This window comes from Acinetobacter sp. Marseille-Q1623 (assembly GCF_902809895.1).
In the GTDB taxonomy this organism is placed as follows: Bacteria; Pseudomonadota; Gammaproteobacteria; order Pseudomonadales; family Moraxellaceae; genus Acinetobacter; species Acinetobacter piscicola_A.
Genome location: NZ_CADDWG010000002.1, coordinates 594,454 through 618,422, shown reverse-complemented (window position 1 = coordinate 618,422; position 23,969 = coordinate 594,454). Strand labels below are relative to the sequence as shown.

Annotated in this window: 23 protein-coding genes, 3 tRNA genes and 4 pseudogenes; 15 read left to right on the top strand and 15 right to left on the bottom strand. The window is 36.8% G+C overall.

Features of this window, described 5'->3' with window-relative positions:
• The first annotated feature begins 5 nt into the window (after positions 1 to 5).
• The 3 genes from HUV91_RS15575 (at position 6) to HUV91_RS15565 (ending at position 4,407) form a co-directional block, all read left to right on the top strand.
• Complete coding sequence (locus HUV91_RS15575) at positions 6 to 671, top strand: helix-turn-helix transcriptional regulator (RefSeq protein ID WP_174493994.1); 666 nt, start codon at positions 6 to 8, stop codon at positions 669 to 671.
• A gap of 83 nt (positions 672 to 754) precedes the next feature.
• Positions 755 to 3,052, top strand: coding sequence for a primary-amine oxidase (tynA, locus tag HUV91_RS15570; RefSeq protein WP_174493993.1), 2,298 nt, complete (start codon positions 755 to 757; stop codon positions 3,050 to 3,052).
• Positions 3,053 to 3,123: 71 nt separating this feature from the next.
• Positions 3,124 to 4,407: a hypothetical protein gene (locus tag HUV91_RS15565; protein WP_174493992.1), complete on the top strand. Its 1,284-nt coding sequence runs from the start codon at positions 3,124 to 3,126 to the stop codon at positions 4,405 to 4,407.
• 76 nt (positions 4,408 to 4,483) lie between these two features.
• On the opposite strand, the pseudogene HUV91_RS15560 reads toward HUV91_RS15565, so the two are convergent.
• The 5 genes and pseudogenes from HUV91_RS15560 to fahA all read right to left on the bottom strand — a co-directional run.
• Positions 4,484 to 4,666, bottom strand: a pseudogene (locus tag HUV91_RS15560) (hypothetical protein); the annotation flags it as partial.
• Positions 4,649 to 4,793, bottom strand: a pseudogene (locus HUV91_RS15555) (CoA-transferase); the annotation flags it as partial. The pseudogenes HUV91_RS15560 and HUV91_RS15555, both read right to left, overlap by 18 nt.
• Before the next feature lie 20 nt (positions 4,794 to 4,813).
• Entirely contained in the window at positions 4,814 to 5,389 is a 576-nt protein-coding gene (locus tag HUV91_RS15550) for a VOC family protein (RefSeq protein WP_174493991.1), read from the bottom strand.
• A gap of 22 nt (positions 5,390 to 5,411) precedes the next feature.
• A complete protein-coding gene (maiA, locus tag HUV91_RS15545; RefSeq protein WP_174493990.1) occupies positions 5,412 to 6,050 on the bottom strand; it encodes a maleylacetoacetate isomerase in 639 nt (212 codons plus the stop codon).
• 14 nt (positions 6,051 to 6,064) lie between these two features.
• A pseudogene (gene fahA, locus HUV91_RS15540) lies at positions 6,065 to 7,046 on the bottom strand (fumarylacetoacetase); the annotation flags it as partial.
• Positions 7,047 to 7,394: 348 nt separating this feature from the next.
• Between fahA and HUV91_RS16695 the strand changes: the two are divergent.
• From HUV91_RS16695 to HUV91_RS15530, 3 genes and pseudogenes are all read left to right on the top strand, one after another.
• Positions 7,395 to 7,772 (top strand): annotated as a pseudogene (locus HUV91_RS16695) (FAD-dependent monooxygenase).
• Complete coding sequence (locus tag HUV91_RS15535; protein ID WP_267313470.1) at positions 7,721 to 8,971, top strand: FAD-dependent monooxygenase; 1,251 nt, start codon at positions 7,721 to 7,723, stop codon at positions 8,969 to 8,971. Before HUV91_RS16695 ends, HUV91_RS15535 begins: the two are co-directional and overlap by 52 nt.
• Positions 8,968 to 9,150: a hypothetical protein gene (locus tag HUV91_RS15530; RefSeq protein WP_130072450.1), complete on the top strand. Its 183-nt coding sequence runs from the start codon at positions 8,968 to 8,970 to the stop codon at positions 9,148 to 9,150. Before HUV91_RS15535 ends, HUV91_RS15530 begins: the two co-directional genes overlap by 4 nt.
• Positions 9,151 to 9,274: 124 nt before the next feature.
• Here HUV91_RS15530 and HUV91_RS15525 read toward each other — a convergent pair whose 3' ends face one another.
• On the bottom strand, positions 9,275 to 9,691 hold the full coding sequence (locus HUV91_RS15525) for a DoxX family protein (protein ID WP_130072449.1): 417 nt from the start codon (positions 9,689 to 9,691) through the stop codon (positions 9,275 to 9,277).
• Between the two features lie 191 nt (positions 9,692 to 9,882).
• Between HUV91_RS15525 and HUV91_RS15520 the strand changes: the two genes are divergently transcribed.
• On the top strand, positions 9,883 to 10,521 hold the full coding sequence (locus HUV91_RS15520; RefSeq protein ID WP_130072448.1) for a DedA family protein: 639 nt from the start codon (positions 9,883 to 9,885) through the stop codon (positions 10,519 to 10,521).
• On the opposite strand, the gene HUV91_RS15515 is transcribed toward HUV91_RS15520, so the two are convergent.
• From HUV91_RS15515 to HUV91_RS15495, 5 genes are all read right to left on the bottom strand, one after another.
• On the bottom strand, positions 10,518 to 11,108 hold the full coding sequence (locus HUV91_RS15515) for a LysE family translocator (RefSeq protein WP_130072447.1): 591 nt from the start codon (positions 11,106 to 11,108) through the stop codon (positions 10,518 to 10,520). The genes HUV91_RS15520 and HUV91_RS15515 overlap by 4 nt on opposite strands.
• Before the next feature lie 210 nt (positions 11,109 to 11,318).
• Positions 11,319 to 11,702 carry a hypothetical protein gene (locus HUV91_RS15510; protein WP_174494017.1) on the bottom strand — a complete coding sequence of 128 codons (384 nt, stop codon included), beginning with the start codon at positions 11,700 to 11,702 and terminating at the stop codon, positions 11,319 to 11,321.
• 38 nt (positions 11,703 to 11,740) lie between these two features.
• Positions 11,741 to 12,577, bottom strand: a complete 837-nt coding sequence (locus HUV91_RS15505; protein WP_174493989.1) for a ParA family protein — start codon at positions 12,575 to 12,577, stop codon at positions 11,741 to 11,743.
• An 81-nt stretch (positions 12,578 to 12,658) separates the two neighbouring features.
• The gene (locus HUV91_RS15500) at positions 12,659 to 13,051 is read right to left on the bottom strand and encodes a SirB2 family protein (protein ID WP_174493988.1); all 393 of its coding nucleotides are present in this window, start codon (positions 13,049 to 13,051) and stop codon (positions 12,659 to 12,661) included.
• An 8-nt stretch (positions 13,052 to 13,059) separates the two neighbouring features.
• Positions 13,060 to 13,368 carry a BolA family protein gene (locus HUV91_RS15495; RefSeq protein ID WP_174493987.1) on the bottom strand — a complete coding sequence of 103 codons (309 nt, stop codon included), beginning with the start codon at positions 13,366 to 13,368 and terminating at the stop codon, positions 13,060 to 13,062.
• Between the two features lie 227 nt (positions 13,369 to 13,595).
• Here HUV91_RS15495 and HUV91_RS15490 point away from each other — a divergent pair.
• From HUV91_RS15490 to HUV91_RS15480, 3 genes are all read left to right on the top strand, one after another.
• Positions 13,596 to 13,668, top strand: a tRNA-Gly gene (locus tag HUV91_RS15490).
• Between the two features lie 47 nt (positions 13,669 to 13,715).
• A tRNA-Gly gene (locus HUV91_RS15485) sits at positions 13,716 to 13,791 on the top strand.
• 45 nt (positions 13,792 to 13,836) lie between these two features.
• Positions 13,837 to 13,912, top strand: a tRNA-Gly gene (locus tag HUV91_RS15480).
• 475 nt (positions 13,913 to 14,387) lie between these two features.
• On the opposite strand, the gene HUV91_RS15475 is transcribed toward HUV91_RS15480, so the two are convergent.
• Positions 14,388 to 14,615 (bottom strand): helix-turn-helix domain-containing protein, encoded by a 228-nt coding sequence (locus HUV91_RS15475; RefSeq protein ID WP_174493986.1) that lies wholly within the window; start codon positions 14,613 to 14,615, stop codon positions 14,388 to 14,390.
• Between the two features lie 113 nt (positions 14,616 to 14,728).
• Here HUV91_RS15475 and HUV91_RS15470 point away from each other — a divergent pair, with 113 nt between their 5' ends.
• The 5 genes from HUV91_RS15470 to HUV91_RS15450 all read left to right on the top strand — a co-directional run bounded on the left by HUV91_RS15470 (position 14,729) and on the right by HUV91_RS15450 (position 17,740).
• Complete coding sequence (locus HUV91_RS15470; RefSeq protein WP_174493985.1) at positions 14,729 to 14,938, top strand: hypothetical protein; 210 nt, start codon at positions 14,729 to 14,731, stop codon at positions 14,936 to 14,938.
• Between the two features lie 21 nt (positions 14,939 to 14,959).
• A complete protein-coding gene (locus HUV91_RS15465; RefSeq protein WP_174493984.1) occupies positions 14,960 to 16,141 on the top strand; it encodes a tyrosine-type recombinase/integrase in 1,182 nt (393 codons plus the stop codon).
• Entirely contained in the window at positions 16,134 to 16,379 is a 246-nt protein-coding gene (locus HUV91_RS15460; protein WP_130072434.1) for a hypothetical protein, read from the top strand. Before HUV91_RS15465 ends, HUV91_RS15460 begins: the two co-directional genes overlap by 8 nt.
• A 71-nt stretch (positions 16,380 to 16,450) precedes the next feature.
• The gene (locus tag HUV91_RS15455) at positions 16,451 to 16,984 is read left to right on the top strand and encodes a DUF1376 domain-containing protein (protein WP_174493983.1); all 534 of its coding nucleotides are present in this window, start codon (positions 16,451 to 16,453) and stop codon (positions 16,982 to 16,984) included.
• Positions 16,985 to 16,993: 9 nt separating this feature from the next.
• Positions 16,994 to 17,740, top strand: coding sequence for an ATP-binding protein (locus HUV91_RS15450; RefSeq protein ID WP_174493982.1), 747 nt, complete (start codon positions 16,994 to 16,996; stop codon positions 17,738 to 17,740).
• 74 nt (positions 17,741 to 17,814) lie between these two features.
• On the opposite strand, the gene HUV91_RS15445 is transcribed toward HUV91_RS15450, so the two are convergent.
• From HUV91_RS15445 to HUV91_RS15435, 3 genes are read right to left on the bottom strand one after another with little or no spacing between them, the layout of a single operon-like run.
• The gene (locus HUV91_RS15445; RefSeq protein ID WP_416377022.1) at positions 17,815 to 21,015 is read right to left on the bottom strand and encodes a tyrosine-type recombinase/integrase; all 3,201 of its coding nucleotides are present in this window, start codon (positions 21,013 to 21,015) and stop codon (positions 17,815 to 17,817) included.
• Complete coding sequence (locus tag HUV91_RS15440; RefSeq protein WP_174493980.1) at positions 21,002 to 23,263, bottom strand: hypothetical protein; 2,262 nt, start codon at positions 23,261 to 23,263, stop codon at positions 21,002 to 21,004. The genes HUV91_RS15445 and HUV91_RS15440 overlap by 14 nt, the downstream gene beginning before the upstream one ends.
• Positions 23,260 to 23,934 (bottom strand): hypothetical protein, encoded by a 675-nt coding sequence (locus HUV91_RS15435; protein ID WP_174493979.1) that lies wholly within the window; start codon positions 23,932 to 23,934, stop codon positions 23,260 to 23,262. Before HUV91_RS15435 ends, HUV91_RS15440 begins: the two co-directional genes overlap by 4 nt.
• Positions 23,935 to 23,969: the final 35 nt, after the last annotated feature.

Below are 23,969 nucleotides of genomic sequence, written 5' to 3'. Positions count from 1 at the left end.
AAATTATGCTTAATCATCAGTTTATAACAGATTTTACTCAAAATTTTATTCAGCAAGTGAGTCGAGTCTTTGATTTTGATGGCTACTTGTTGTATTCGATTGACAACATTCACCATGCTTATAACTATCAAAATTTTAATATTCCTGCACAATCATTAACAGAATATTTAAATCGTGAAGTCGAAAATGATCCTGTATCATTTATGAAGCATTATCAACATAAAGATCATAATGTTGAACTACTGAGTGAATATACCTGTGATGATCACTATGCGGATTTTATGCAACGTTGGAAATTAAAAGATACTGCTGAAATTTTTTTTAGAAAACGTAATGGTGAACCTATTTTAGGTTTAAGTATTATTCGAGAAAAGAATAGCCAAATCTTTACTGTACAAGAAAAAAATATGTTGGATGCTTTTTGTGAACTATCCAAAAAATATTTTTTTAATCAAACAGATCAGTTAGAAAATAGCGCAATATATGATGCTTATCATTTTACTAAAAAAGAAATCGTAGTGCTTGAATTAATATTAAGAGGTTTAAATAATCAGTCAGTTGCGCAGTATTTAAACTGTAGTTTGGCAACAGTGAAAACCCATGTACAGCATATTTATCAGAAAACAGGAATAAATAATCGTCAAGAGATTATGCTGAAGTTTTTAAAATAAAAATCATCCTTTAGGAGGATTTTTTATCGATTGAATTGCATTACTTTAAATCTATCGTCGTGTTTATTATGGATTTTGACACAATGCAATTGAATCAAATTACACAATCATTAAAAAACTTCGCAACGTTCAATGTTGCAATTGCTGCACTTGCTTTAGGGGTTCAACATCATGCATGGGCACATGGTCAAACAGCCGAAATGGTGTCTTTATATCAAAACATGAGCGATTTTGGCGCAGACGTTAAAAAAGATGATTTTACCAATACCTATACCATTGCAAAGGGATCTTTAATTGTACGGGCAAAAGCAAATTCAGATACCGTTTTGGTCAATGGTAAAGCTTTCAAAGTCAGTGTGCCATTGGTTGAAAAAAATGGTCAGCCCGTGGTGAGTAAAGAATTTGCTTCAGAGATTTTTCAGTCAGGTTTAGATCAAACATTTAAAATTGAATCAGTTGCACATCCACTTAATAGCTTAACATCACAAGAGATTACTCAAACATTTAAAGCCATTACACAGTCAGAATATGCTTACCCAAATATGCGTTTTTCAGAAATTAAGTTGAAAGACCCTGAAAAAGAAAAAGTATGGGATGCTTTTATCGGTGGCAAAGCGTTACAAGAGGATCGAATCGCTGAGTTTACTTTGTTAAAAGGTAAGCAAGTGATCGAAGGTTTAGTCGATCTAAAAACACAAAAAGTCACGCAATGGAAAGTTTTAGACAATACGCATGGTATGGTGTTATATGACGATATGGTTGCCGTACAAGAGATTGTCACGCAAGATAAAAATTATAAAAAAGCGCTCGAAAAAAGAGGGGTTAAAGATATTTCTAAAGTTGTGACGACCCCTTTAACAGTCGGTTATTTTGGTGGTAAAGATGGTTTAGACCGTGAACTCAATGTTTTAAAAGTGGTGTCTTATTTAGATACGGGTGATGGTAATTATTGGGCACATCCAATTGAAAATCTTGTTGCAGTGGTCGATTTAGACAATAAGAAAATTGTGAAACTCGAAGAAGGTACAATTATTCCTGTGCCGATGACGGCTAACTCTATCGCAAATAAAAATGATAAGAACCAATTTAAACCTTTAAATATCGTTGAACCTGAAGGTAAAAATTTTTCCATTACAGGACAAACCATTCATTGGGGACCTTGGTGTTTCCATGTGGGCTTAGATTCACGGGTGGGGCTAAAAGTTTCAACCGTAACTTATAAAGATAAAGGTGATAAACGTAAAGTCATGTATGAGGGCAACCTTGGGGGCATGGTTGTGCCTTATGGTGATCCTGATATGGGTTGGTACTTCAAGTCTTATCTAGACTCTGGTGAATATGGTATGGGGACACTGACGTCCTCAATTGAAAAGGGTGTAGATGCACCTGATAATGCAGTACTGCTCGATGCTGTGATTGCTGATTACACAGGTCAGCCACGTATCATTCCCAATGCGATTGCGGTTTTCGAACGTTATGCAGGCCCTGAGTTTAAACATCAAGAAATGAATCAACCGAATATTAGTTCTGAGCGCCGTGAATTGGTGGTGCGTTGGATCAGTACCGTAGGTAATTATGACTATATTTTTGACTGGGTATTTAACAACAACGGTATTATTGGCATTAATGCAGGTGCAACAGGGATTGAAGCAGTCAAAGGCGTTAAAGCACGTACAATGCATGATGCAACAGCCAAAGAAGATACGCGTTTTGGTACGCTGATTGACCATAATATTGTCGGGACAACCCATCAACATATTTATAATTTCCGTTTGGATATGGATGTAGATGGAGGCAATAACAGTTTCGTTGAGATGGACCCTGTAGTGGCTAAAAATACCCGAGGTGGTCCGCGTAGCAGTGCGATGGAAGTCAACGAACGCATTGTCAATACTGAACAAGAAGCTGCCCAAAAATTTGATCCATCGACGATTCGTTTAATTTCCAATCTCAACAAAGAAAACCGTATGGGCAATCCTGTATCTTATCAAATGATTCCATTTGCAGGCGGCACACACCCCATTGCCAAAGGTGCGAACTTCTCGCCAGATGAATGGTTGTTTAAACGTTTAAGCTTTATGGACAAGCAAATTTGGGTCACGAAGCGAGATGCCAATGAACTATTCCCTGAAGGTAAATATTCAAATCGTTCTGTCAAAGACACAGGTCTTGGCGAGTTTGTTGCCAACAATGACAATATTAAAGATCAAGATTTGGTGGTTTGGATGACGACAGGAACTACCCATGTTGCACGTGCAGAAGAATGGCCAATTATGCCAACGGAATGGGTATATACCATGTTGAAACCTTGGAATTTCTTTGACAGTACACCCACCTTAAAAAATGACAACGAGCAACAAAAACAACAAATGCAGCATTAAAACTAATGTGCGTTCTGAAAGGATCAGCTTGGTGCTGATCCTTTTTTAGATTGATCACAATGAGAAAAGACATGAACAAAAAAGTATATGCACTCAGCATTTTTACATTGTTGGGGAATGCTGCTGTACAGGCTGATAATGCGCAGATCAATGAAAACTTAAGCATCAAACCGAGTATAGACATGATGTATGGTGCGATGTACAGCAAAAAAAGTTACAACAATCCTGAAGCGCAAGATGATATTTCATGGCAAGAAGCCTATGCGTCTTATGGTGTTGAAGGGCAATATCGCTTAGGTAAAAATGAACTGTATGCCACAGTGAAAGGGCTCAGTTCAGCGACCTTTGGTGATGGCGATGCAGCAGGTTTTAGCGATGGCAGTGAGCGCAAAACAACGGTAGGTGAATGGTCACTGGGCTGGCGAAACGGTGCAGCAGATAAAGCCAAAATTGATCTGAGTATAGGTCGTCAAAGTGTGCAAATTGCAGATGGTTTTTTAGTTGCTGGTGATGCCTTAAATATGGGCAAAGGCATAGCCGATGGTGAACTCAATCGGGGTGGTGGTTATTATATTGCAGCGCGTAAAAGTTTTGATTTTACAACGGTTCTACATTATCAATTGACGGACAGTTTAAAAAGCCATTGGTACTATTTAAAATCGGATAATCAAGCCCAATATCAACCGACTTTATGGGCAACCGATTGGCAGTATCAATTTAAAAATTATGATTTTGGACTGACGTATTTACAGATAGCAGAGCTTGAAGATCCACAGCATGAATCTGTACGTGATGATTTAAAAGATATTGCTGTTAGAGCGAAGACACAAATCAATGATCAGCTTGCTTTTAGTAGCGAATATGTCTATCAAGATCAGCAACATGAAAATGAAAATGCATGGTATATGGCATTAAATTATCAATTTGAGCACATGCCATTTCAGCCGACTTTAGGGTATCGCTTTTCATCATTTTCGGAAAATTATGATGCATTGTTTTATGGTAATACTGATGCAGGCTTTGGTACATGGTTTCAAGGTGAAGTTGCAGGAAATTATGCGGGGCCATTTAGCAGCAATGCACGTATTCATCAGGTTTCATTGCAAGCTTCCGTTAAGGAAAATTTACATTTAGGCATGTTGGCGTATCAATTTGATACGATTAAAAAAGACACAGAAAATCTAGATGCACATGAGCTTGATATCTTTGCGGTTTGGTCACCGACTCCGCATATCAATGTCATTCCTTTATTGGGGATCTTTAAACCGAAAAAAGCACTTTTAAATGGCGGATCACAAGTAAATGGTACACAGAGCAATACATATGCTCAGTTATTGCTACAGTATGTTTACTAGTTATAAATATAAAAATTAACTCATCGTCATCAAACATCCAAGCAATTTCAGTTGCTTGGATGTTCAATAAAATCAATTATGTCGCAACAGCATCTAAAATCAGCTCAACACCTGTTGCTGCCTTGATTTGTTCTAGCATGACATCTTGAGCAAGTTCGACCAGTTTGACACCTTCAGTACTTATATCCATCATGCCTAAATCGGTGATAATACGGTTGACTACACCTTTGCCTGTGAGGGGTAAACCGAAGTCATCTACTCCAGAATGATTGTAAATACAGGTCAAACCCTTGACCTGTATTTTTAAAAGCGTCGATGAATAGTTCAGGAATACCACATAAACCAAAGCCACCTGCCAGTTCAGCACTTGCAACACATTTATTCATGAACGAGATCATCCCTAAAATTAAGCATCCACTTTGGCATCAGCTGCATTGTCATCTAATTCAGCAGCATGGAGAAAGTGGGTATGGTGTGGTGCACGTTTATTTTTAGACCATTCTTCTAACATTTCGTGCTTCATTTCTTCGGTGATCATTGCAATTTTTTGCGGTGCTTTTTCATCGTCATATGCCAATTCCAAACGGTGACCATTCGGATCGAAGAAATAAATCGAATGGAAAATACCATGATTGGTGATGCCTAAGACATTGATACCATTGGCTTCTAAATGCGCTTTTGCTTCTACCAATGCAGCACGATCTTTCACTTTTAATGCAATGTGCTGTACCCATTTCGGTGTATTTTCATCACGCCCCATTTCAGGTTGTGTCGGTAGCTCAAAAAATGCCAAAACGTTGCCATTACCTGCATCTAAAAATAAGTGCATATATGGGTCAAATGCTTTGGTTGAGGGCACATAGTCTTCTGCAAATGCTAAGATAAAATCCATATTGAGATTTTTTTTATACCATTCGACCGTTTCTTTTGCATCTTTACAGCGGTAAGCCACATGGTGAATTTTTTCGATTTGAATCGTCATCATTTATATCCTTATAAAAATTTTAATTTGCTTCAGCTTGTGCTTCAGGTGCTGCACGTTGAAATGCATGTAATGTGTTGCAATGTGCATAGATCGATTCAATTTTCGGATATGCAGATAAATCAATATTGAAGCGTTTCGCGTTATACACCTGCGGAATCAGACAACAATCTGCCAATGTTGCCTGTTCACCAAAACAGAATTTGCCATTTGAATGGATTAATTGAGCTTCAAGTGCTTGAAAACCTATCTCAATCCAATGCGCATACCATGCAGATTTTTGTGCATCGCTCAGCTCTAAGGTCTGTGTGAGGTACTGTAAAATGCGCAGATTGTTGAGTGGGTGAATGTCACAGGCAATGCTTAAACTAAATACACGTACTTGGGCGCGTTGTTGTAAATCCTGTGTGAGTAGACTAGTTTCTGTGTATTTTTCATCTAAGTATTCAATGATGCTGAGCGATTGTGTTAGGGTAAAATCATCATCACAGAGGGTCGGTACAAGTCCACTCGGATTAACTTGACGATATGCAGCACTATGCTGTTCACCGCCATGATTGACCAAGTGTATAGGGATTAATTCTGCATCTAAGCCTTTTAAATTCAGTGCTATACGTACCCGATAGGCGGCTGAACTGCGAAAATAGGTGTACAGTTTCATTTACGCTATCCGTCTTATTCTGCAAAGTTAAATTGAATGGCAGGCAGAATTTTGCCTGATACAGCACCAAAGCCAATACGTACACCTTCTTTTTCACAGAAACCTTTCATCGTGACTGTATCGCCATCTTGAATAAAGGTATGTTGTTCACCATTGGCAAGTGTTAATGGTTTGGTCGCATTCCATGTGATTTCGAACAGAGAACCGTAGGAGTTTGGCGTTGGTCCTGAAATGGTTCCTGAACCCATTAAATCACCCACTTGCACATTACATCCTGCAATCGTGTGGTGAGTTAACTGCTGTGCCATTGACCAATACATATATTTGAAATTGGTTTCACAAATGACATTTGCTTGCGTTGCACCTTCCGCTTGAATTTCTACAGACAGATGAATGTCATAGCTGTTGTTACTGTGGTCTTCACGTAAATAAGGAAGGGGCTGAGGCTCTTGTATTGGAGAATGTGTTTTAAAAGGTTCAAGCGCTTCTAAGGTCACGATCCATGGGGAGATTGAGGAAGCAAATGTTTTTGCATTGAATGGACCGAGTGGCACATATTCCCATTGCTGTAAATCACGAGCAGACCAGTCATTAAACAGCACCATGCCAAAAATATGATCCCATGCATTTTCAATTGCAATCGGTTCACCTAATGTGTTGGCTTTCCCGACGATAAAACCTGTTTCTAACTCAAAGTCGAGTTTACGGCAGGCTGAAAATTGTGGGCGATCCGCTGTTGGTAATTTAATTTGACCTGATGGACGGACAATGTTTGTGCCACTCACAATCACTGAACTTGCACGACCGTTATAGCCTACAGGTAGCTCAGACCAATTGGCTAAAAGTGCATTTTTAGGATCACGGAACATACACCCCCACATTCGTTGCATGTTCTTTGGATGAGTAAAAGTCAGTATATCCCGGTATATGCACAGGAAGATGTAGGCTTACATCAACTTGTTTAAAGAAAACCTGCTCACGTAATGGTTCATTGTCACTGCTTCAGGTTCGTTTACGTGGGTTTGGATCATTTGTATCGTACTGACTATTTTCCTTTATGTTTTTTATTTCTATGGGCTACGTGGTAGCCAAAAGTACCGCAGCGTTGTATGTCCTGAATCTGATTATTCTGCAATAAAAATGCCCACAACGCTTGTGATGGCGTCCGAAACAAAGTCTTAAATTTAGTATATATATGACAAGGAGTTCAATATGCATTTTCCAGCACAAGAGCCAAGAAAATCGCTTTACTATCAGTATTAAGCTTTTCCACACTTTCATAGTCAAACAGAAGTTGTGACAGACGAACAAACGGTTACTGTGGTTGGAGCAGGTCCAATCGGGATGACGACAGCACTATTGTTAGCAAAACAGGGGATCAAAGTCATTTTATTGTCTGCTGAATTATAACTGTCTGAAGGTAGTCGTGCACTGGTTTATACCAAACGTTCGATGGAAATTTTGCAAGCAGCAGGTGCAGCAGAACGGATCATGTCAAAAGCTTTAGCTTGGACACATGGTAATTCAATTTATAAAGGCCAAGTTACTTTTCGCATGGCATCACCCACCAATGAACATGATCAGTTTGCACCCTTAAATAATTTACAACAAAATTGGTTAGAGCATTTTTTATTAGAAACGATTCAAGAACAAGACAATATTGAAGTACGTTGGGAAATAAAGTCGTCGATCACGTACAAGCACAGGATCAGGTCACTTTAACGATAGACACGCCTGAAGGAACATATCAGCATACTTCCAAATGGGTTGTTGCAGCCGATGGTGGTCGCTCCCCGATTCGTGAAAGTATGAAATTGTGGATGGAAGGAGCGAGTTATGAAGGTCGTTTTGTCATTGTGGATATTCGTATTCAATTGGATTATCCCACTGAACGTTTAGCTTTCTTTTCACCTGATTGGAATCCTGGGAATACGATTTTAATGCATCGTGAACCCGACAATATCTGGCGTTTTGATTATCAATTAGATCCATCGATTAGCCCCGAAGAAGCATTGAAACCAGAAAATTTACATAAAGCTGTCAACGATCAATTAAAAATGATTGGGCAAGATCATCTTGAGTGGGAAATGGACTGGAGTACAGTTTATTCAGCACGTGCATTGACCTTAGATAATTATGTACATAACCGTATTATTTTCGTGGGCGATGCTGCACATTTATTACCAATTTTTGGAGTGCGTGGTGCAAATACAGGTTTTCAAGATGCACAAGATTTAGCTTGGAAATTAGCAGCCGCAGTAAAAGGTTGGGCACCTGAGAAAATCTTACAAAGCTACACTTTTGATCGTGTTGGGGCTGCACGTGAGATTATTGCTGAAGCAGGCAAATCAACGCGTTTTATGGCACCTCCTACGGATGGTTTCCGTTTACTGCGTAATGCTGTACTTTCATTGTCATTAGAACATGAGTTTGTTCGTCCACTTTATCATTGGCGTACCTCACGCCCGCACGCATATACACATTCACCGCTCAACAGTCTGTGTGATGACAATGCACAAATGAATGAGTTGACCGAAAACGGGGCATTGATTCCAAATATCAAATTTGCAGATCATTCATTTTTGTATGATGCAATTTCAGGTAAATTTAGCGTAATTGTATTTACTGAAAAAGGTCAATTACCTACAGCCTTGTCACAAGAAGTTCTGGCATTAAAGCAACAGGGTATTCCTGTACAAATAGTTGCCTTAGCACTTGATCAACACATGGTGGCAAAGGCAGATGTGTGCTTGAGCATCCATCCTGATATTGCAACAGAACCTTTCTTTGCATCTGTCGGCACCGTCTATTTGGTTCGTCCGGGGCATCATATTAATGGGCGTTGGCTGAGCTATCGTGAAAATGCATTAACGCAAACATTTAAACAGTTTACTGACGTTGTGGAAGGAGCGGTAGCATGAGTATTTCTATTGAACATCTAGAAAAAGTGTATGATCACTTGGCTGAAACGATTGATGCTGTACCGTTAGAAAAACGTGAATTATTTTTAGTGAAATTGGCATTACTCAGTGCCAATCAAATTCAAGATAGTGCTATTTTTCAACAATTGATTCATCAAGCAAAGCAGTTTGAAGACTAAGATTTTTCGGCTGTGCAAAGCATTAATAGATTCATTTGATGTTGCTTTGCTTATGCTTGCTTAAACTGTTGCACAAAAAAGCCAGATGTTGATCTGGCTTTTTTAATTTTTATTTTAATATTGATTATTTTTCAATGAGATGATCAAAGCTAAATCGACCTGCACCATGCAACATTAAGAAAAATAAACCACCAGCCATGGCAAAGTTTTTCATAAAGTTAATACTATCTTCTGCACCACCATGGAATAAAAATGCAGTAATTAAACTAAATACAGCTAAGCCGAGTGCTGCAAAACGTGCCTGAAAACCAAATAACAAGGCTAAACCACCACCGAATTCAACCAAAATCGTGAGTGGTAACATTGCTCCCGGCACTCCCATAGACTCCATATAACCTACGGTTGCGCTATATGCTGTGATTTTGCCCCAACCCGCAACGATAAAGATATATGCGAGAAGTGCACGTGCAATCAATGCAAGTGTTGCATCAGTATGGGCTTGATGGACGATATTTTTGAGAACAACATTTGGATTTAACATGATGAGACCTAATTCGTATTTTTTAACATGAGCTCATGATAGTACGCTGTGATTTTTGGATAAATATGCAAAAATCAGACTTATCGTTTTATAAATGAAACGATAATAGATGTTTTTATTTACTTTTTAATACTGACTTTCATAACACAGACTGCTAGGATTTGAGCACGACTTGGCTTAGCTTTTATTTCATGAATCTCATTGATTTTATTTTACATGTTGACCAGCATTTATTTGAATTTATAACAAATTACGGTTATTGGGTTTACGGAATTTTATTCCTGATTATTTTCGTAGAAACTGGTTTAGTGGTGATGCCATTTTTACCGGGGGACAGCTTACTTTTTGCCGCAGGGGCATTGGCTGCATCTACAGGGGCAATGGATCCTGTTTTATTGGTGATTTTACTGTTTATGGCGGCAGTATTGGGCGACACATTAAATTACCACATTGGTAAATACATTGGACCACGGGTATTTGAAATCGAATCTCGCTTTATTAACAAAGAACATTTGATTAAAACTTCACAATTCTTTGAAAAGCATGGTGGTAAAACAATTATTTTTGCTCGTTTTATTCCTTTTGCCCGTACTTTTGCGCCGTTTGTTGCTGGTGCAGGCAGTATGAATTATAAATATTTCCTGACGTATAATGTCGTAGGTGCTTTCTGTTGGGTGGGTTCATTTATCACATTGGGCTATTTGTTTGGTGGGCACCCATTGGTCAAAGATAACTTTACTCATTTGGTCTTCGGCATTATTTTCTTAAGTATTTTACCTGGTTTAATCGGTTTTATTCGTCATAAATTTTTCAATAAAGATAAAGTTTAAAAAAATTGAATCACCACAGGCAACATACATAAAATTAAAAACAGTGCTGATCCTTTATAGATACGATCAGCACTGACGCCTTTTATATTTCCTGCCAACACTGTGCGTCCCCAATAAATCCAAAACAAAGAACAGGGGATTAGACATAACACAAATACGCTCATCACCAAAAAATAATGTAAGTAGGAATCCCATGTTTCTACAGGAAAAATACCTGCGGCAAATAAAATCGTTTTTGGGTTTTTTAATGTTGTAATAAACAGTTGTGATGGCGTTAATGTCTTGTGTAACTGACTATGTGTTTTTAAATGTGAAGCTTTCCATAAATGAAATGCCAACCATAGGACGTAAATCGTACTGGCGAAATGTAAAATATCAATCAAAAATGGCCAAATTGGCAAAGTTAAATGAATCAGCAGTGCCCAAATACTGATGCCATATAGATAACCTAAAAGTTGTGCAGGGACTAAAGCAAATGTTTTTGCAATACCTTGATGATGTGCTGAACTGACTAATAATGCATTGGTGGGGCCCGGAATGAGCAGCACAGCCAACATCGCAGCAATAAATAGCCAATTTTCAATCATATAGTGCTTTCAAATAATTTTACAGGGACATACCTTAAACGAAAATATAAAAGCATAACAAGTTTTAAGATGGATTTTGCTTGAATTTTAACCCATTTATTTAAAGGGATATGATTTAACATTTTATTTTTTATATGATTAATCTTGAAACATTTTGCTAAACATTAAAATGCATACTATGCCAACTGTGGCTCAGTATGCATATATTTGTTACTTTTTCACTTCATGACGTTTAGGCACATAAGGACAATTTTTAAACTGTGCTGCTTGAGAAATCGCATCTTGCTGCCCATACAGATTAGCAAGCTCAGTGTTCTTGGTATTTGAAGATTGTCCCATATTGACTGAAATACTTGGACCAAAACCCCAACCGCCACGTCCCCAACCACCACCAAGTCCGACACCAACGCCCATACCTGTACGTTTTGCAGGTTGTACACCATTGTTGATGTATTGTTGAATACGTTGGAATTCAGAATTTAACTGTCCACAATTCATCGCTTGATATTGTGTTGGTGACACATAACTTGGTTTGACTGTGGTGGCACATGCGGTTAAAACAGACAGCCCTATACCGAAAGCTGCCCATTTCATTGCATTTAAATAGCTCATTTTCATGCGATATCTCGATCTTATTTTTGCTCAATCTCATTGAACAATGATTGATATGCCTGCGTCAATTTATGATCTGTAGCAAAATAGATGAGAGGTAAGTTTTTATGATGTGACTCTTTCATAATGACTGAAGGCGGCAACATATTTTCTAATACAGGAAGATTTTCATCTTTGAGCTGTTGTACCACTTCACGTGGTAATTTTGCTTGCGCTTGGAATTGATTGACAATAATCCCTTCAATTTCCAAACGATCATTATGGTCATCTTGGGTTTCGATGACATTTTCAATCAAAGTTTGTAAGGCGCGTTTAGAAAATACATCGCAGTCAAAAGGAATCAGTACACGATCTGCTGTAATCAATGCCGACAACGTGAAAAAATTAAATGCAGGTGGAGTATCGATAAAAATACGCTCATATTTTCCAGTAAGGGTTTGAATCGCATCACGTAATTTATAGATTTTATGTTTGGCTTCTAATGCATGTTCCAGACTGCCCAAGGTTGGACTTGCGGGTAATACATCTAAATTTGCAAAAGGTGAGTGGTGAATATACTGTTCGAAGCCTTTATTTTTTGATTTTAATAATGACCCGATGGCATTGCCAATCAAGCCTTTTTGTTGGTTATTGCCCAAAACATCTTGGAAGAAATTTTCGATATTGGGTTCAAGTGCGGTTTTGTCTGCTGAATAAGTTGCATCATCACCTAAAAGATATTGGCTCGAATTTGCTTGCGGATCTAGATCAATCACTAAGGTTTTTAGACCAGCATTGGCATTCATTGCCGCCAAATTTACTGTAATACTCGACTTACCTACGCCACCCTTTTGGTTAAACACCACACGTGTGATCATAATTTCCTCAAATTCATTATTTTTTGACTTGTATACAGTTTAACCTAGACTGCATACAAGTAGGGAATAAGTGTCTAACAATCAACCAAAAACAGGCTTAATTAAAATCAAGGCAAGGATAGAAACAAAGGCAATAGCACCCAATACCAAGCCCGCACGACGTTGTGCCAGCAGAATCGTTTCATCTTTTTTATAAGCTTTAATTTGCGATGATAACAACACAAAAAAGAGTAATATTTTTGCGTAAAACCAAGTTTGTACTTGGAAATGATTCATAACCAATAAAGCCACACCTGTGATTACGAGCAGTGTATAAGAAAAGTGCTGTACAGCAACGAAGGCAACACGACCTTTGGGGTTTGGTTGTTGATTTTGCGTGCCAAAAAATAGTGTAAATGCACGTAAAACAAAGACCAACATTGCCAGTGCTGCACTAGACATGTGGATGATTTTAACAATTAAATGCGTATCCATACTCTACCTTATGCTTTTGGTGCATGTGCACATTCAGGGCTAGCAGGCGCTTGACCTTGCCATTCACTTGGAAGATAAGCGTGGATGGCTAAAGCATGAATTTTACCAGGACTGAGTAAATCTTTAGCTTCAGCGTAGATTTTTTGATGACGTTGTACCAAACGTAAACCTGCAAAAGCTTCACTGACGATGATCACTTTGAAATGTGATTCTTTTCCTGGAAAATAGCCACCATGACCAGCTGACTCATTGACGACTTCTAAATGGGTTGGATTTAAAGTTTGTAACTTTTCAATCAATAGTTGTTCAAGGCTCATTTCACACTTCCTCAAGATTTAACTTAAATGGAGTATAACGGATTATATTTTTTGCCCCTAATCTGAGTGTGAGAGATCATAAAATGAGTTTAATTGCTTTAAAGCCTATTTGTTTTTAGGCAGAATTAGCAAAAAAATAAGTCATCTGTGTTAATTTTATGCAAATGAGCGATTTTATAACAAAAAATTGTTGACCCTGATTTTTCTTAATGTATTATAAGCCCCATGCGGGAATAGCTCAGTTGGTAGAGCATAACCTTGCCAAGGTTGGGGTCGGGAGTTCGAGTCTCCTTTCCCGCTCAAAATTTTTTTATTCAGTTTTTTATTTAAAAAATTGGACAGACTCCGCGGGAATAGCTCAGTTGGTAGAGCATAACCTTGCCAAGGTTGGGGTCGGGAGTTCGAGTCTCCTTTCCCGCTCCAAAATTTTTTTATTCAGTTTTTTATTTAAAAAATTGGACAGACTCCGCGGGAATAGCTCAGTTGGTAGAGCATAACCTTGCCAAGGTTGGGGTCGGGAGTTCGAGTCTCCTTTCCCGCTCCAGATTCAAAAAGCCCTCATCGAAAGATGGGGGCTTTTTTATTGTTGATTTTATTCATATTTTTCTAGCTGGTTCAAATTGTTTACTAGAGCCTATTTATAAATTTTATTAGCCGTCCCCATGTTCGGCGACCAAAATGTGACCATTGTGTGCCACACTTTGTATAAAGTACTTTAAATGACCTCAAATTTCACTCAATCACTTGTACTTTTTAGACCATCTAAAGCTAAAAAACTGGGTCTATAAAATAGAATTATATTCCTAGTTTTAAGTTATTTTTCGAATTTGTGACCAATCACTTTTCTAAAGTGACCATCGGTGACCAAAATTTTTCCCTAAAAAGCTCATTTTTAGATATATTCATCTAGGTTCTAAATAAAGCAATTCAAATTTGATGGATAAATTTTAACGATCGTTCAAATTTAATGTCTGCTTTTGTGACCAATCACGATTTCAAAGTGACCATCGGTGACCAAACTACTCTTCATTTATTTGATTAGTAATATTTTTTTTAAAAACTAATAAATCTCCAACTTCTACCTCTAATGCAGTGCAAATCTTATCAATTGTCTCAAAATCAATTCTTACTGATTCATCATTATAAAGTTTATGTAATGTAGATTTGTTAATTCCAGTACTCCTGACTAAATCAGCAACTTTTAGCTTCCTTTCAGCTAACAAAACAGCTAAGTTTGAAATAATCATAAATTATCCTATTTAAATAGTAAAAAGTACTTGCAAAGACATAAAAATATGATAATTTACTTAAAGGGAATAAATTTTCCTACTTAACTAGTAAAAAATCAGAGGCTATTATTATGTCATATACCTATCTTACAGCCCAACAGCTGGCTGAAAAAATTCAATACGACGTTCGCACCATTCGCAATCAACTTAAAGATAGCGTCTTCATTGAAGGTGTTCACTATATTCGTCCTTTTGGTGGTCGAAAGATTCTGTTTGTTTGGGAACGTATTGAAACTGAAATGCTTAAGTTCACAGGACTGAGTATGGATGCTCTTCAATAATTCATTAGAGGATCTATCACTATGGCTACTATCCGTGAACGAAATGGCAGACTCATTGCAGACTTTCGCTATATGGGCATTCGATGCAGAGAGACAACGAGTCTTGAAGATAATCCCTATAACCGAAGGGTATTAAAGAAGCGTCTAGAACAACTAGAAGCGGAAATAACGCTAGGTACTTTTGAATACGAAAAGTATTTCCCTAAAAGTAAAAAAATTGATGATTTCAAAGAAAAACGAAGTCAGCAAATTGCAGTGCAAACACGAGTACCACTTTTTAAAGATTTTACAGCTTTGTGGTTTAAACAGAAACAAATCGAATGGAGAGGTTCTTATCAACAAAAAGTGGCGATTGTCATTAAAAATTACTTGTTACCAGCTTTTGGTAATCAGGTATTAACAAAGATTAAGAAGTCAGACTTGCTGAACTTCCGTGCCTCTCTCGCCAAAGTGACACACGGAAAAGATCAAACAAGTCTGAAAGCATCAAGGATCAATCAAATCATGACACCTTTGCGTATGATACTGAATGATGCGGCCGAACGGTATAGTTTCGAGTCGCCTTATAAAAATATTAACAATTTGAAAGAAAGTAAAATTGAGGTAACTCCATTTTCTCTCGAAGAAGTACAGCAGATTCTCACGACTGTGCGTGACGATTTTAAACCGTATTACACCATCCGATTTTTCACAGGTATGCGTACCAGTGAAATTGATGGATTACAGTGGAAAAATGTGGATTTTCAACGTAGAGAAATCCATATTCGAGAAGCACTTGTAAATGGTGTGCTCGGTGCTACCAAAACGTATGGCTCTGATCGAACGATTCAAATGAGTGAACGTATTTATCAAGCTTTTAAACAACAAAGAAGTTTGAATAATGGTAAATCGGATTTTGTCTTCTGTAATCGAAATGGTGGTCCTTTAGACTACCGTCTTGTTAACAAACGTGTTTGGCATCCTCTGTTACGATTTCTAGAGCTCAAATCACGTCGTGCATACCAAACACGTCATACTGCTGCAACGCTTTGGCTATCTGCGGGTGAAAACCCTGAATGGGTTGCACGACAGCTTGGTCACTCAACCACAGAAATGCTATTTCGGGTCTACAGTCGCTATATTCCTAATGTTACACGCCGCGATGGTAGTGCATTTGAAGCAATGCTTGAAAAACTCAATGAAAAGGAGTTTTCACATGAATAGCAAATCATTTTTTGGCGGTGTGGTTGTGAGTCAAGAAGCTGATGATGTTGCTCGATTATTGATTCAAGAGTTACATATTCCAAAACTGCATAATTTGGCTTTCTTACTCAATATCAATAAATGCTTTGATGATCATCAAGCATTACGCCTATGGCTACAAAAGTTGATGGATGAAGAGTTTATTAATTTTGATGACTTGGCTCTACAAGCCCGCATTCGCCTTAGTAATTTAATTTAGACATGCCAAAAGATTTGAGGTCATCTGAATCAGGTGACCTTCGCCTTCTTATACTTAAAAATGGTGAAAAAATGAATAAAGATGCCTCTATTTGGATGCCAATTTATATTGGTGATCTGCAATCAAAGTTTGCAAGAATGAGCCCAGAACAAATTGGAGCCACATTTCTTTTAATGATGGATTTTTGGAAAAATGGTCCAATTCCGAACCAAAGCGCCATTTTGGTCAGCATTACTAAACTTCCTCAATCCAAAATTAAACTATTGATTCAAACCATAACCAGCTTAGGGATGTTTGAAAGTACGGCTGATCATTTACAATCTCGTTATCTTTCTGCATTGAAAGAGCAGGCGACTTTGAATCAAAAAATGAAATCAGATAAAGCCAAACAAGCTGCTCAAGCACGTTGGAGTAAATCCTCAAGCCATGCTCAAGCATCGTCGAAGCTTGCACCAAATGATGCTCATGTAATGCCTGAGCAAAGTTTAAGTAGTACTTTGGCAAAGCCTGAGTTATACCCTTCACCTTCACCTTCACCTTCACCTTCACCTTCACCTTCACCTTCAGACGTAGAAGGTTGTAATCAAAGTAAAAACTGGGTTTAGGAGGGAAACATGAAGTGCTTTCTCAATTTAATCAATGACTCATCATCTCCAGCAGAGCAAGTCTGTCCTATTCATGGTCAAACAATATGGTTGATTGCAGGACATTTGATTTGTAAGGAGTGTGCTAAAACCTTGGTGTCTGCAGCACAACAGTTACATGAAGATGAAATTCGTCAAAATTTAATTGATGTAAAAATCAAAAAATCTGGTTTATTAAAGCGTTATGTAGAAAGTGGATTTAAAAACTATCAGTGTTTGTCTTTTGGTCAGGAAAATGCAGTAAAAAATTGCCAAAATTTTGCTCAGCAGATTATAGCAGGGCAATATCCTAATTTAATTTTATATGGACATCCTGGTACTGGGAAAACACACCTGAGTGCATCAATCATTCGCAATATTATTTTAAATAGCCCTTTAACAGCTCGATATTATACCAGTGCTCAGATTGCACAATTGATGATGGATACATGGAGCGATCCTACAAAATCTGAAGCTGAAATCATTCAGCATTTGGCTGGTTTTGATCTGTTGGTGATTGATGAATATGGCTTACATGATCGTCATGAAAAGCGTTTAGAAATGGTACATAAGATTCTATACAGTCGCTATGACAGTATGAAATCAACGTTATTGATTTCCAATTTTGATATCAGAATGTTGGAAAAAGATTTAGGTGTCCGTTTGTGGTCTAGATTACATGAAAATTCACTATTTTTAATCCCTTGTTATTGGGAGGATTGGAGAAAAAATATGTGAAATCAAACCTCAGTTCATGAAGGGCTGGGGTTTTAACTGTCCACTTGCTAGTTGAATCCGCCTAATAATAGAATTCATTTGCTATTAAGATGTTTCACTTCACATTCATTTGACTTGTAACTTTTAGGCTTTCCAATACAAGCTAAATGCAAACAAAACTTAAAAACCCCCAGTGCTCTTTGCTTATTTTTAGAAAAAAGCTGTAACCGAACATAATTATCACGCAAAGTGGGAGCTAATACTTTTTGAGTTCTTAATACTTTAAATAGTAAAGGTTGATTTTTACGCGTAATCAAATCACTTAAATCATTACCGGTAATATTCCAGTATTCCGTTGGGAATAAATTGTGAATTTTGCTATAAAATGCTTCAAGCTGATCCACCTTTTTGCGTGGAAAATGAATTCCTGAGTGAGATGCTGTAACACGCTCTAAAAATAACTGCAGCGCCTGAAGAATCAGTGTTGGATTGTTTTCATATTCACCCTGAAGTTTGTCGAAAAAATATGTATAGATTTTAATTTCCTCCTGTGTATCGACCTTTGCAGGTTTTAAGCCGTTCAGACGTGGCTGTCCTTTTTTTGAGGTCAGTTGCCTGAGCTTTTTGGCATTATTGAACCAATAATCAACGAGTGCAAAAGGCAGACCATATTCGGCAGCGACCTGTTGAGAATCCTCTAAGGTTTCGAGTCGATTTAAGCATTGATAAAACAGTTTAAATGATACTTTTGACTGCGGTGTACCTGCAAAAAATTGAAAATAATCATGTGGTTTATAATTGAGAACTGAAGGATCTACAAAAATAGATTCGAAATTGCTTTTTGACCATTCATTCTGTTGATTTAATAAAAGCTGACTTAATTTTTCAGCATACTGATCAAAATTAAAGGGTTTATTGGGATGAACAGAATTAAGAAATTTAAAACAAGTTAATGCAGGGTTATAGCCCATGATTTTCATGGCTAATTCAGCAGAGATATCAGGTTGATGTTTGAGTAATTTTGTACCTGCAATAAAATAGCCGAGGTGGATGTAGCTTCTAAAAGTTTCAGTTGGGTCAATATGACCCAGAAGATGGGCGATGATGAACCAATGGTTTTGGTCATGTGAATTGCGCAAAAGTTCTTGCCGAATATGATGATATTCTTCTAAAGAATAATCTGTGAGCCTTTCCACCCAAGGTGAGTATTCACAATTTAAAATCAGAGCAAAATGATTTGCGGCACTATGCCTGAATGAATGAAAGGAATAATCATGGCTTGGTAAAAGCTGATTAAATAGTGTAATCAAAGGCACAGTCACAGTATTTTTTTGCAACTTGGTCTGTTGATTCCACTCAGCAAAAATGTAATCGTTTTTAGTACCCGACAGACGTTTTTCAATCATAAATTGGTGGAATAGCTCATATTCTTTCTGCTTTAACAAACAGTAGATTGGAATAATACGCTCAGAACTGTCCGTTTTTAACTGATGTAAATTCCCTTGTTTTTTTGAACCGTAAGGCTGAATCCAAATAGATAGTTTTTCCAATCCTTCCACATCACGAATGCGTAAACCCAAAATTTCATTGATACGCATCCCTGTACGATAGGCCAATATATAAATCAATTTAAGATATTGATATTGGGTATGTTCAATGAGATGTTCGGCATTCTGTTGATCTAGTGTATTAAGTAACAATGTTAAAGTTTGATGTCCAATGATTCTTGACCGAGGGCGTGTTTGTGTGGCGATTATTTCAATTTCAAAAGAATCAGCATTAAATACAATTTGTTGAAACTTATGAAACCTTTTGAGCATTTGGATAATTTGCGATTTAGATTTTTTAGCTTCGTTTTGACTCGGTTCTTCTTCTGTTTCAGTAATAGACTCATCTGGAATGAGTGTATTACTGATGATTTGTTCGTAAAGCTTATTAAGCAAGATATTCGGATCATCTTCACTACTTATATATTGTAGAGAATGGCTTAACCATGGCTCAGCAATACGTGTGTAATAGGTATAAATGGAATGGTCAGATAATGGATTATTGTTTTGGAATGACTTTTGAAATAGAGCAGCATCGACATTTAAAAGCGCTAAAAGAGGTGAAATTAAAGCCTTAGCGGGTTTATATAAGCTGATTAACCACAATACGATTCTTTGACTATATTCATTTAAGTTAGCATGATTCAACATGATATATTCAATAATTGAATGTTCAGTCGCGTGATCACTTTGAGTAGAACGAATAAATTTTAAAAGATCTTTATGCAGTTTAAGTGTTTGTTTCCTGGCTTGATCGGATTGGACAAATGCAGGTTGAGCGGGTGCTGCACTAGATTTCTGCGGATCTGGAGATTGAGTATTTGTAATAAATTGAGGGCGATAAAAGTTTTGAAACTCGTGTTTGGATAATCCACAGGTTTGTATATTTTCAATTAAGCATTGTGACAAAGCAGGGTCAATATCGGCATCTTTCAGTTGAGTCCAATGAAAGTTAGAATGATCTCTTAATAATTTATATGTTCTACGATTAAAACTAGAATTCATCTTTGAAAAAATGAGCTGTAAATATTCGTCAACGGTTAGATTGATTTTACGAATCTGCCGCGTATTAAAATGAATTAACCATAAACGGGTAATATGATCAGGAATAAAATTACGAGACTTTCGGATGGTTTTTTCATCGATAAATAAATCCCCATAGCCCGGTGAGAGGGGAGTTAGAAATATAATATTAGTTTGATCAATACTTTGAATATGGGTTGGATTTTTTAGATATTCTAGCAATGCATTTAATGAAGATACTTGATTGAGTCCAGCAAATAACATGGATGAAATCAGTATATTTGCAATAATTTCATCATCTGAAAAAGATTGATGATCCTCAGCCAACTCCCAATAATCCCAAAGCTTTTCGATGATCTCATCAATTTTATACCCAGATTGAAACCATTCAGCATTTCTGACCAAGGCATCCCGTTGCATAGTAAAAGGAAGATAAGGTATTGGAAAAGGATCTAAGCGATTTTGATTTTTCTTTGAAATAAAATTTTTAAAAAATTGATGCGCTTGGATTTTCCAGGCATTACAAGTTGCATGCTGTTGGATAAATTTATAAATTTCATCATATTGATGCTCAAATTGTTCTAAATGTTTCTGATACAGTTGAGTGATATAGGGATGTAGTATTTTCTCAACATCTACTTCAATACGCTTTTTATCATCGAGCCGTTTTTGTTTTCGGCGATCTTCTGCAAATGATATTTTTTTAATTTTCTTAGAGGATGACATCAATATTAATCTCTGGAATTTGAAAAGCCGCTTTCATTTGTTGTAATACATCTGCAATTTTTGAATATTGTGAAAAGGATAAACTAGAAAAAGGATGTGCTGCCTCTTGCTGCATTTGTTCATGACCGAAGAGTGCTAAAATTTCAGGTTCAGAAATTTTATCTGTTAAAAATGCACGTGCAGTATGTCGATGCCAATTGGCATGATTTAAACCGAGTTCTAAATGAAAATTTTTGACAATAGCGGGGCTAAGACTTTTCCATACGCCATCTATACATAAAGATAATAGTGGCTTTTTACTGTCGAGAATATCTTGGATATGTTGACCCATTTGCATCTCATTTTTCCCCAAATAATGTTTTATATTATTGAGAAAGCATACGAAGTTTTGAACTTCTTGAACTAAGAAATCACAGAGTGGAATGATCCGACCATCACCTTGTCGTCCTCCCACTTCTTTGTCTGAAACATAGAAAATCTTCCTTTTTAAATTAAAGTTTTTCAGAAAACCTGGAAAATCAGCAACAGGTCGGGCAGATGTAAATAGCAGTAAAATATTCCACATCCAAATGCTGTAGTGATTAAACTTTCCGATCCAATCCTCATCTGCACATTGACACATCTTCGTGGCAAGCACATTGAAAATATGTTGAATAATATGAGCTCTTGGTGCTTTTCGACTTCCAAAATTTAAAGATGAATCTAGGCGAATTTCTGCATATCGTTTTCCTAGATCTTGATTGAGTTGTTGAATAATAGAAATATATTTTTGCTGAATTTTGAATATATTGTGATGACAATATGAAATAGCGGAAGCTTGATTGGCATCAATGCCTAAGAGAATATTTGCGAGTTGTTGATCTCCTGTGAGCTCGTAAATTCTATGGTGTAATAAAGAATTTGTTTTCAATAGTGATAACTTAGGAATAAACAACTTGTTTTTTAATAGATTAATTTTTTTATAAATGGCTTCAATTTCAATCTTTTCGCCAGCCCGTAACCCGTCTATAAGCTCGTTGGCAATGGGAAGATCAAAATAAATAGTATCATTTAATAAGTCTTTGAAAGGGAATTCTTTATTCTCAAAAATGGTAAATTTTGTGGAAAGGTAATATTGCTGATTTTTATATATCAGGGTTTGTCGTGTTGTTAGGTTTTTAACCCGACGACTCTGTGCTTTGATCCAATGATCCGCAGAATTTCCGGTCAGAAACATGAGCAATAAAATCAGGCTTTCTTTTTCGCCATGAAGAAAGCCTTGATATAACTCTTTTAGTAAATATTGAATACTGGATGGATTGGGATACAAGCTACTACTTGTCAGTAAATGTTCTTTTCTCTGGATATGTTTAGCAATAACCAAATGAAAGTAGTTTTGGCTACTGGTTGAATAATTTGCGATGGGTGAAATATGACTTGGATTTGTGCTAATCACTCTCGCTTCTGGTTCATCAAGTTGATTTTCAAGATTAAGTGCTTTGCTTTTAGAGACGGTGACTAGGTCAACAGTTTCTTCAATCAGTTGATCTTCATCTAAATAACGCGTTTGGATTTGTCGTTGAACATTTGCACGAGCAATTTTAGCCTTATTCTGTAGAACATAATTAAAAGGAATGCGAATGTCATTGATGAGGTGTTGATCAAATTCATCAAGTTGATCTGAATCAGTAAGAGACTCAAGATAAGTAACAAGGTCTTCTAATGAAAGTGTGGGTTCGGGTAAATACTCCGCAAAGAGTTTCAAATAATTATCAGTATTTTGGTGCTTACGTGAATGGCTTAACACCTTATTAGCATTTCGCATACGATGAAATAAGCGTTTTACAGTATTGAAATGTTCTGTGTAAGCTTCTTTAAATAAATCAGGTCGAAGCGCAGGTAAAGCCATTAAATAAATTGCAGCTTTGATCGATAACACATTCCATATCATCGCTTTATGGTGAGAATCGTTTAGCTGAGCGATAGAGTTAACATACCAAACAATAGGGGTATCACTGACTTTGCGTTTTCGGGTAGGTGCAATTATTTCAAGTGAAAATTCATCTTGAAATTGAATATCAAAATCAATTTGTTCGAGTTGTAATCCCGTTAAATAGCCCTCTGTGTTGACCGAACTAAGAAGATTAGCGACATACTGAATATGTTCTGCTGTTTTTAGATCTTCATCCGTAAACAGTTTATTCAAAATATGTTTTAAGGAAATAATCAGGCTATTGGGATCTTCAAAATCTAAACTTTCTTGGGTCATGAGGAGGTCCAAATTAAGTCAGGTGTTAATACAAAATTGGGATCATTCAACATCGCTTTTGCTATCGCACTATTTTTCTCTAAATCATCGAGTGTTTGCTTACGACGCTTTTCGATGCTTTTGATTTGTCGTTGTAATTGCTGATCTGATACCTTGAGCTCTTTGGCCAGTACCTCTAGTCCCATAGTTTTATGTGCTTTATAGAAGTATTGTTTATTGAGCTTCAGTAAACACTCGCTTGGAATATATTGATTAATAAGGGCTTGTAGTCGTTTAGGATTGAGTTTTGTTAACTGATAGGGGTATTTGCGCAGATCATTTAAAAACTCATTCCCTACATAGACTTTAAGTGCATCTATATCTTCTGCATTTTCAGGATATTGATAAACATGAAAATGAATAAATCGATCTGATTGACTAAAATAATAAAAACGTGTGAGATGATGTACGCAAACGTAACTATCATGCTGGGGGGCTTTGCAAACAGCCAAATATAGGTTTGAATCAAATGATGATTCTAAGTTGAAATTTAAGCCTTTAAATAATTCTGTATAACAATTATAGATCCCAGTAAAGTCTGGATGAATTTGGTGTTTAATCAGACTGATTTTTTTATCTTTAAGTATTTTGTGTTCACCTAAAATTTGATTTAAATCAATTTGAAAGGCCATCTCAAAATCCATATCTCGTTATTTACTTGTATATG

Excerpts from the sequence above, each read along its gene's own strand:
- HUV91_RS15435 (WP_174493979.1), bottom strand. The coding sequence starts at position 23,934 with ATGGCCTTTCAAATTGATTTAAATCAAATTTTAGGTGAACACAAAATA.
- HUV91_RS15500 (WP_174493988.1), bottom strand. The coding sequence starts at position 13,051 with ATGGATACGCATTTAATTGTTAAAATCATCCACATGTCTAGTGCAGCA.
- HUV91_RS15465 (WP_174493984.1), top strand. The coding sequence starts at position 14,960 with ATGGCTACTATCCGTGAACGAAATGGCAGACTCATTGCAGACTTTCGC.
- HUV91_RS15495 (WP_174493987.1), bottom strand. The coding sequence starts at position 13,368 with ATGAGCCTTGAACAACTATTGATTGAAAAGTTACAAACTTTAAATCCA.
- HUV91_RS15565 (WP_174493992.1), top strand. The coding sequence starts at position 3,124 with ATGAACAAAAAAGTATATGCACTCAGCATTTTTACATTGTTGGGGAAT.
- HUV91_RS15440 (WP_174493980.1), bottom strand. The coding sequence starts at position 23,263 with ATGACCCAAGAAAGTTTAGATTTTGAAGATCCCAATAGCCTGATTATT.
- HUV91_RS15475 (WP_174493986.1), bottom strand. The coding sequence starts at position 14,615 with ATGATTATTTCAAACTTAGCTGTTTTGTTAGCTGAAAGGAAGCTAAAA.
- HUV91_RS15455 (WP_174493983.1), top strand. The coding sequence starts at position 16,451 with ATGAATAAAGATGCCTCTATTTGGATGCCAATTTATATTGGTGATCTG.
- HUV91_RS15525 (WP_130072449.1), bottom strand. The coding sequence starts at position 9,691 with ATGTTAAATCCAAATGTTGTTCTCAAAAATATCGTCCATCAAGCCCAT.
- HUV91_RS15505 (WP_174493989.1), bottom strand. The coding sequence starts at position 12,577 with ATGATCACACGTGTGGTGTTTAACCAAAAGGGTGGCGTAGGTAAGTCG.
- HUV91_RS15450 (WP_174493982.1), top strand. The coding sequence starts at position 16,994 with ATGAAGTGCTTTCTCAATTTAATCAATGACTCATCATCTCCAGCAGAG.
- HUV91_RS15460 (WP_130072434.1), top strand. The coding sequence starts at position 16,134 with ATGAATAGCAAATCATTTTTTGGCGGTGTGGTTGTGAGTCAAGAAGCT.
- tynA (WP_174493993.1), top strand. The coding sequence starts at position 755 with ATGCAATTGAATCAAATTACACAATCATTAAAAAACTTCGCAACGTTC.
- HUV91_RS15550 (WP_174493991.1), bottom strand. The coding sequence starts at position 5,389 with ATGACGATTCAAATCGAAAAAATTCACCATGTGGCTTACCGCTGTAAA.
- HUV91_RS15575 (WP_174493994.1), top strand. The coding sequence starts at position 6 with ATGCTTAATCATCAGTTTATAACAGATTTTACTCAAAATTTTATTCAG.
- maiA (WP_174493990.1), bottom strand. The coding sequence starts at position 6,050 with ATGAAACTGTACACCTATTTTCGCAGTTCAGCCGCCTATCGGGTACGT.
- HUV91_RS15510 (WP_174494017.1), bottom strand. The coding sequence starts at position 11,702 with ATGAAATGGGCAGCTTTCGGTATAGGGCTGTCTGTTTTAACCGCATGT.
- HUV91_RS15515 (WP_130072447.1), bottom strand. The coding sequence starts at position 11,108 with ATGATTGAAAATTGGCTATTTATTGCTGCGATGTTGGCTGTGCTGCTC.
- HUV91_RS15445 (WP_416377022.1), bottom strand. The coding sequence starts at position 21,015 with ATGTCATCCTCTAAGAAAATTAAAAAAATATCATTTGCAGAAGATCGC.
- HUV91_RS15470 (WP_174493985.1), top strand. The coding sequence starts at position 14,729 with ATGTCATATACCTATCTTACAGCCCAACAGCTGGCTGAAAAAATTCAA.
- HUV91_RS15520 (WP_130072448.1), top strand. The coding sequence starts at position 9,883 with ATGAATCTCATTGATTTTATTTTACATGTTGACCAGCATTTATTTGAA.
- HUV91_RS15530 (WP_130072450.1), top strand. The coding sequence starts at position 8,968 with ATGAGTATTTCTATTGAACATCTAGAAAAAGTGTATGATCACTTGGCT.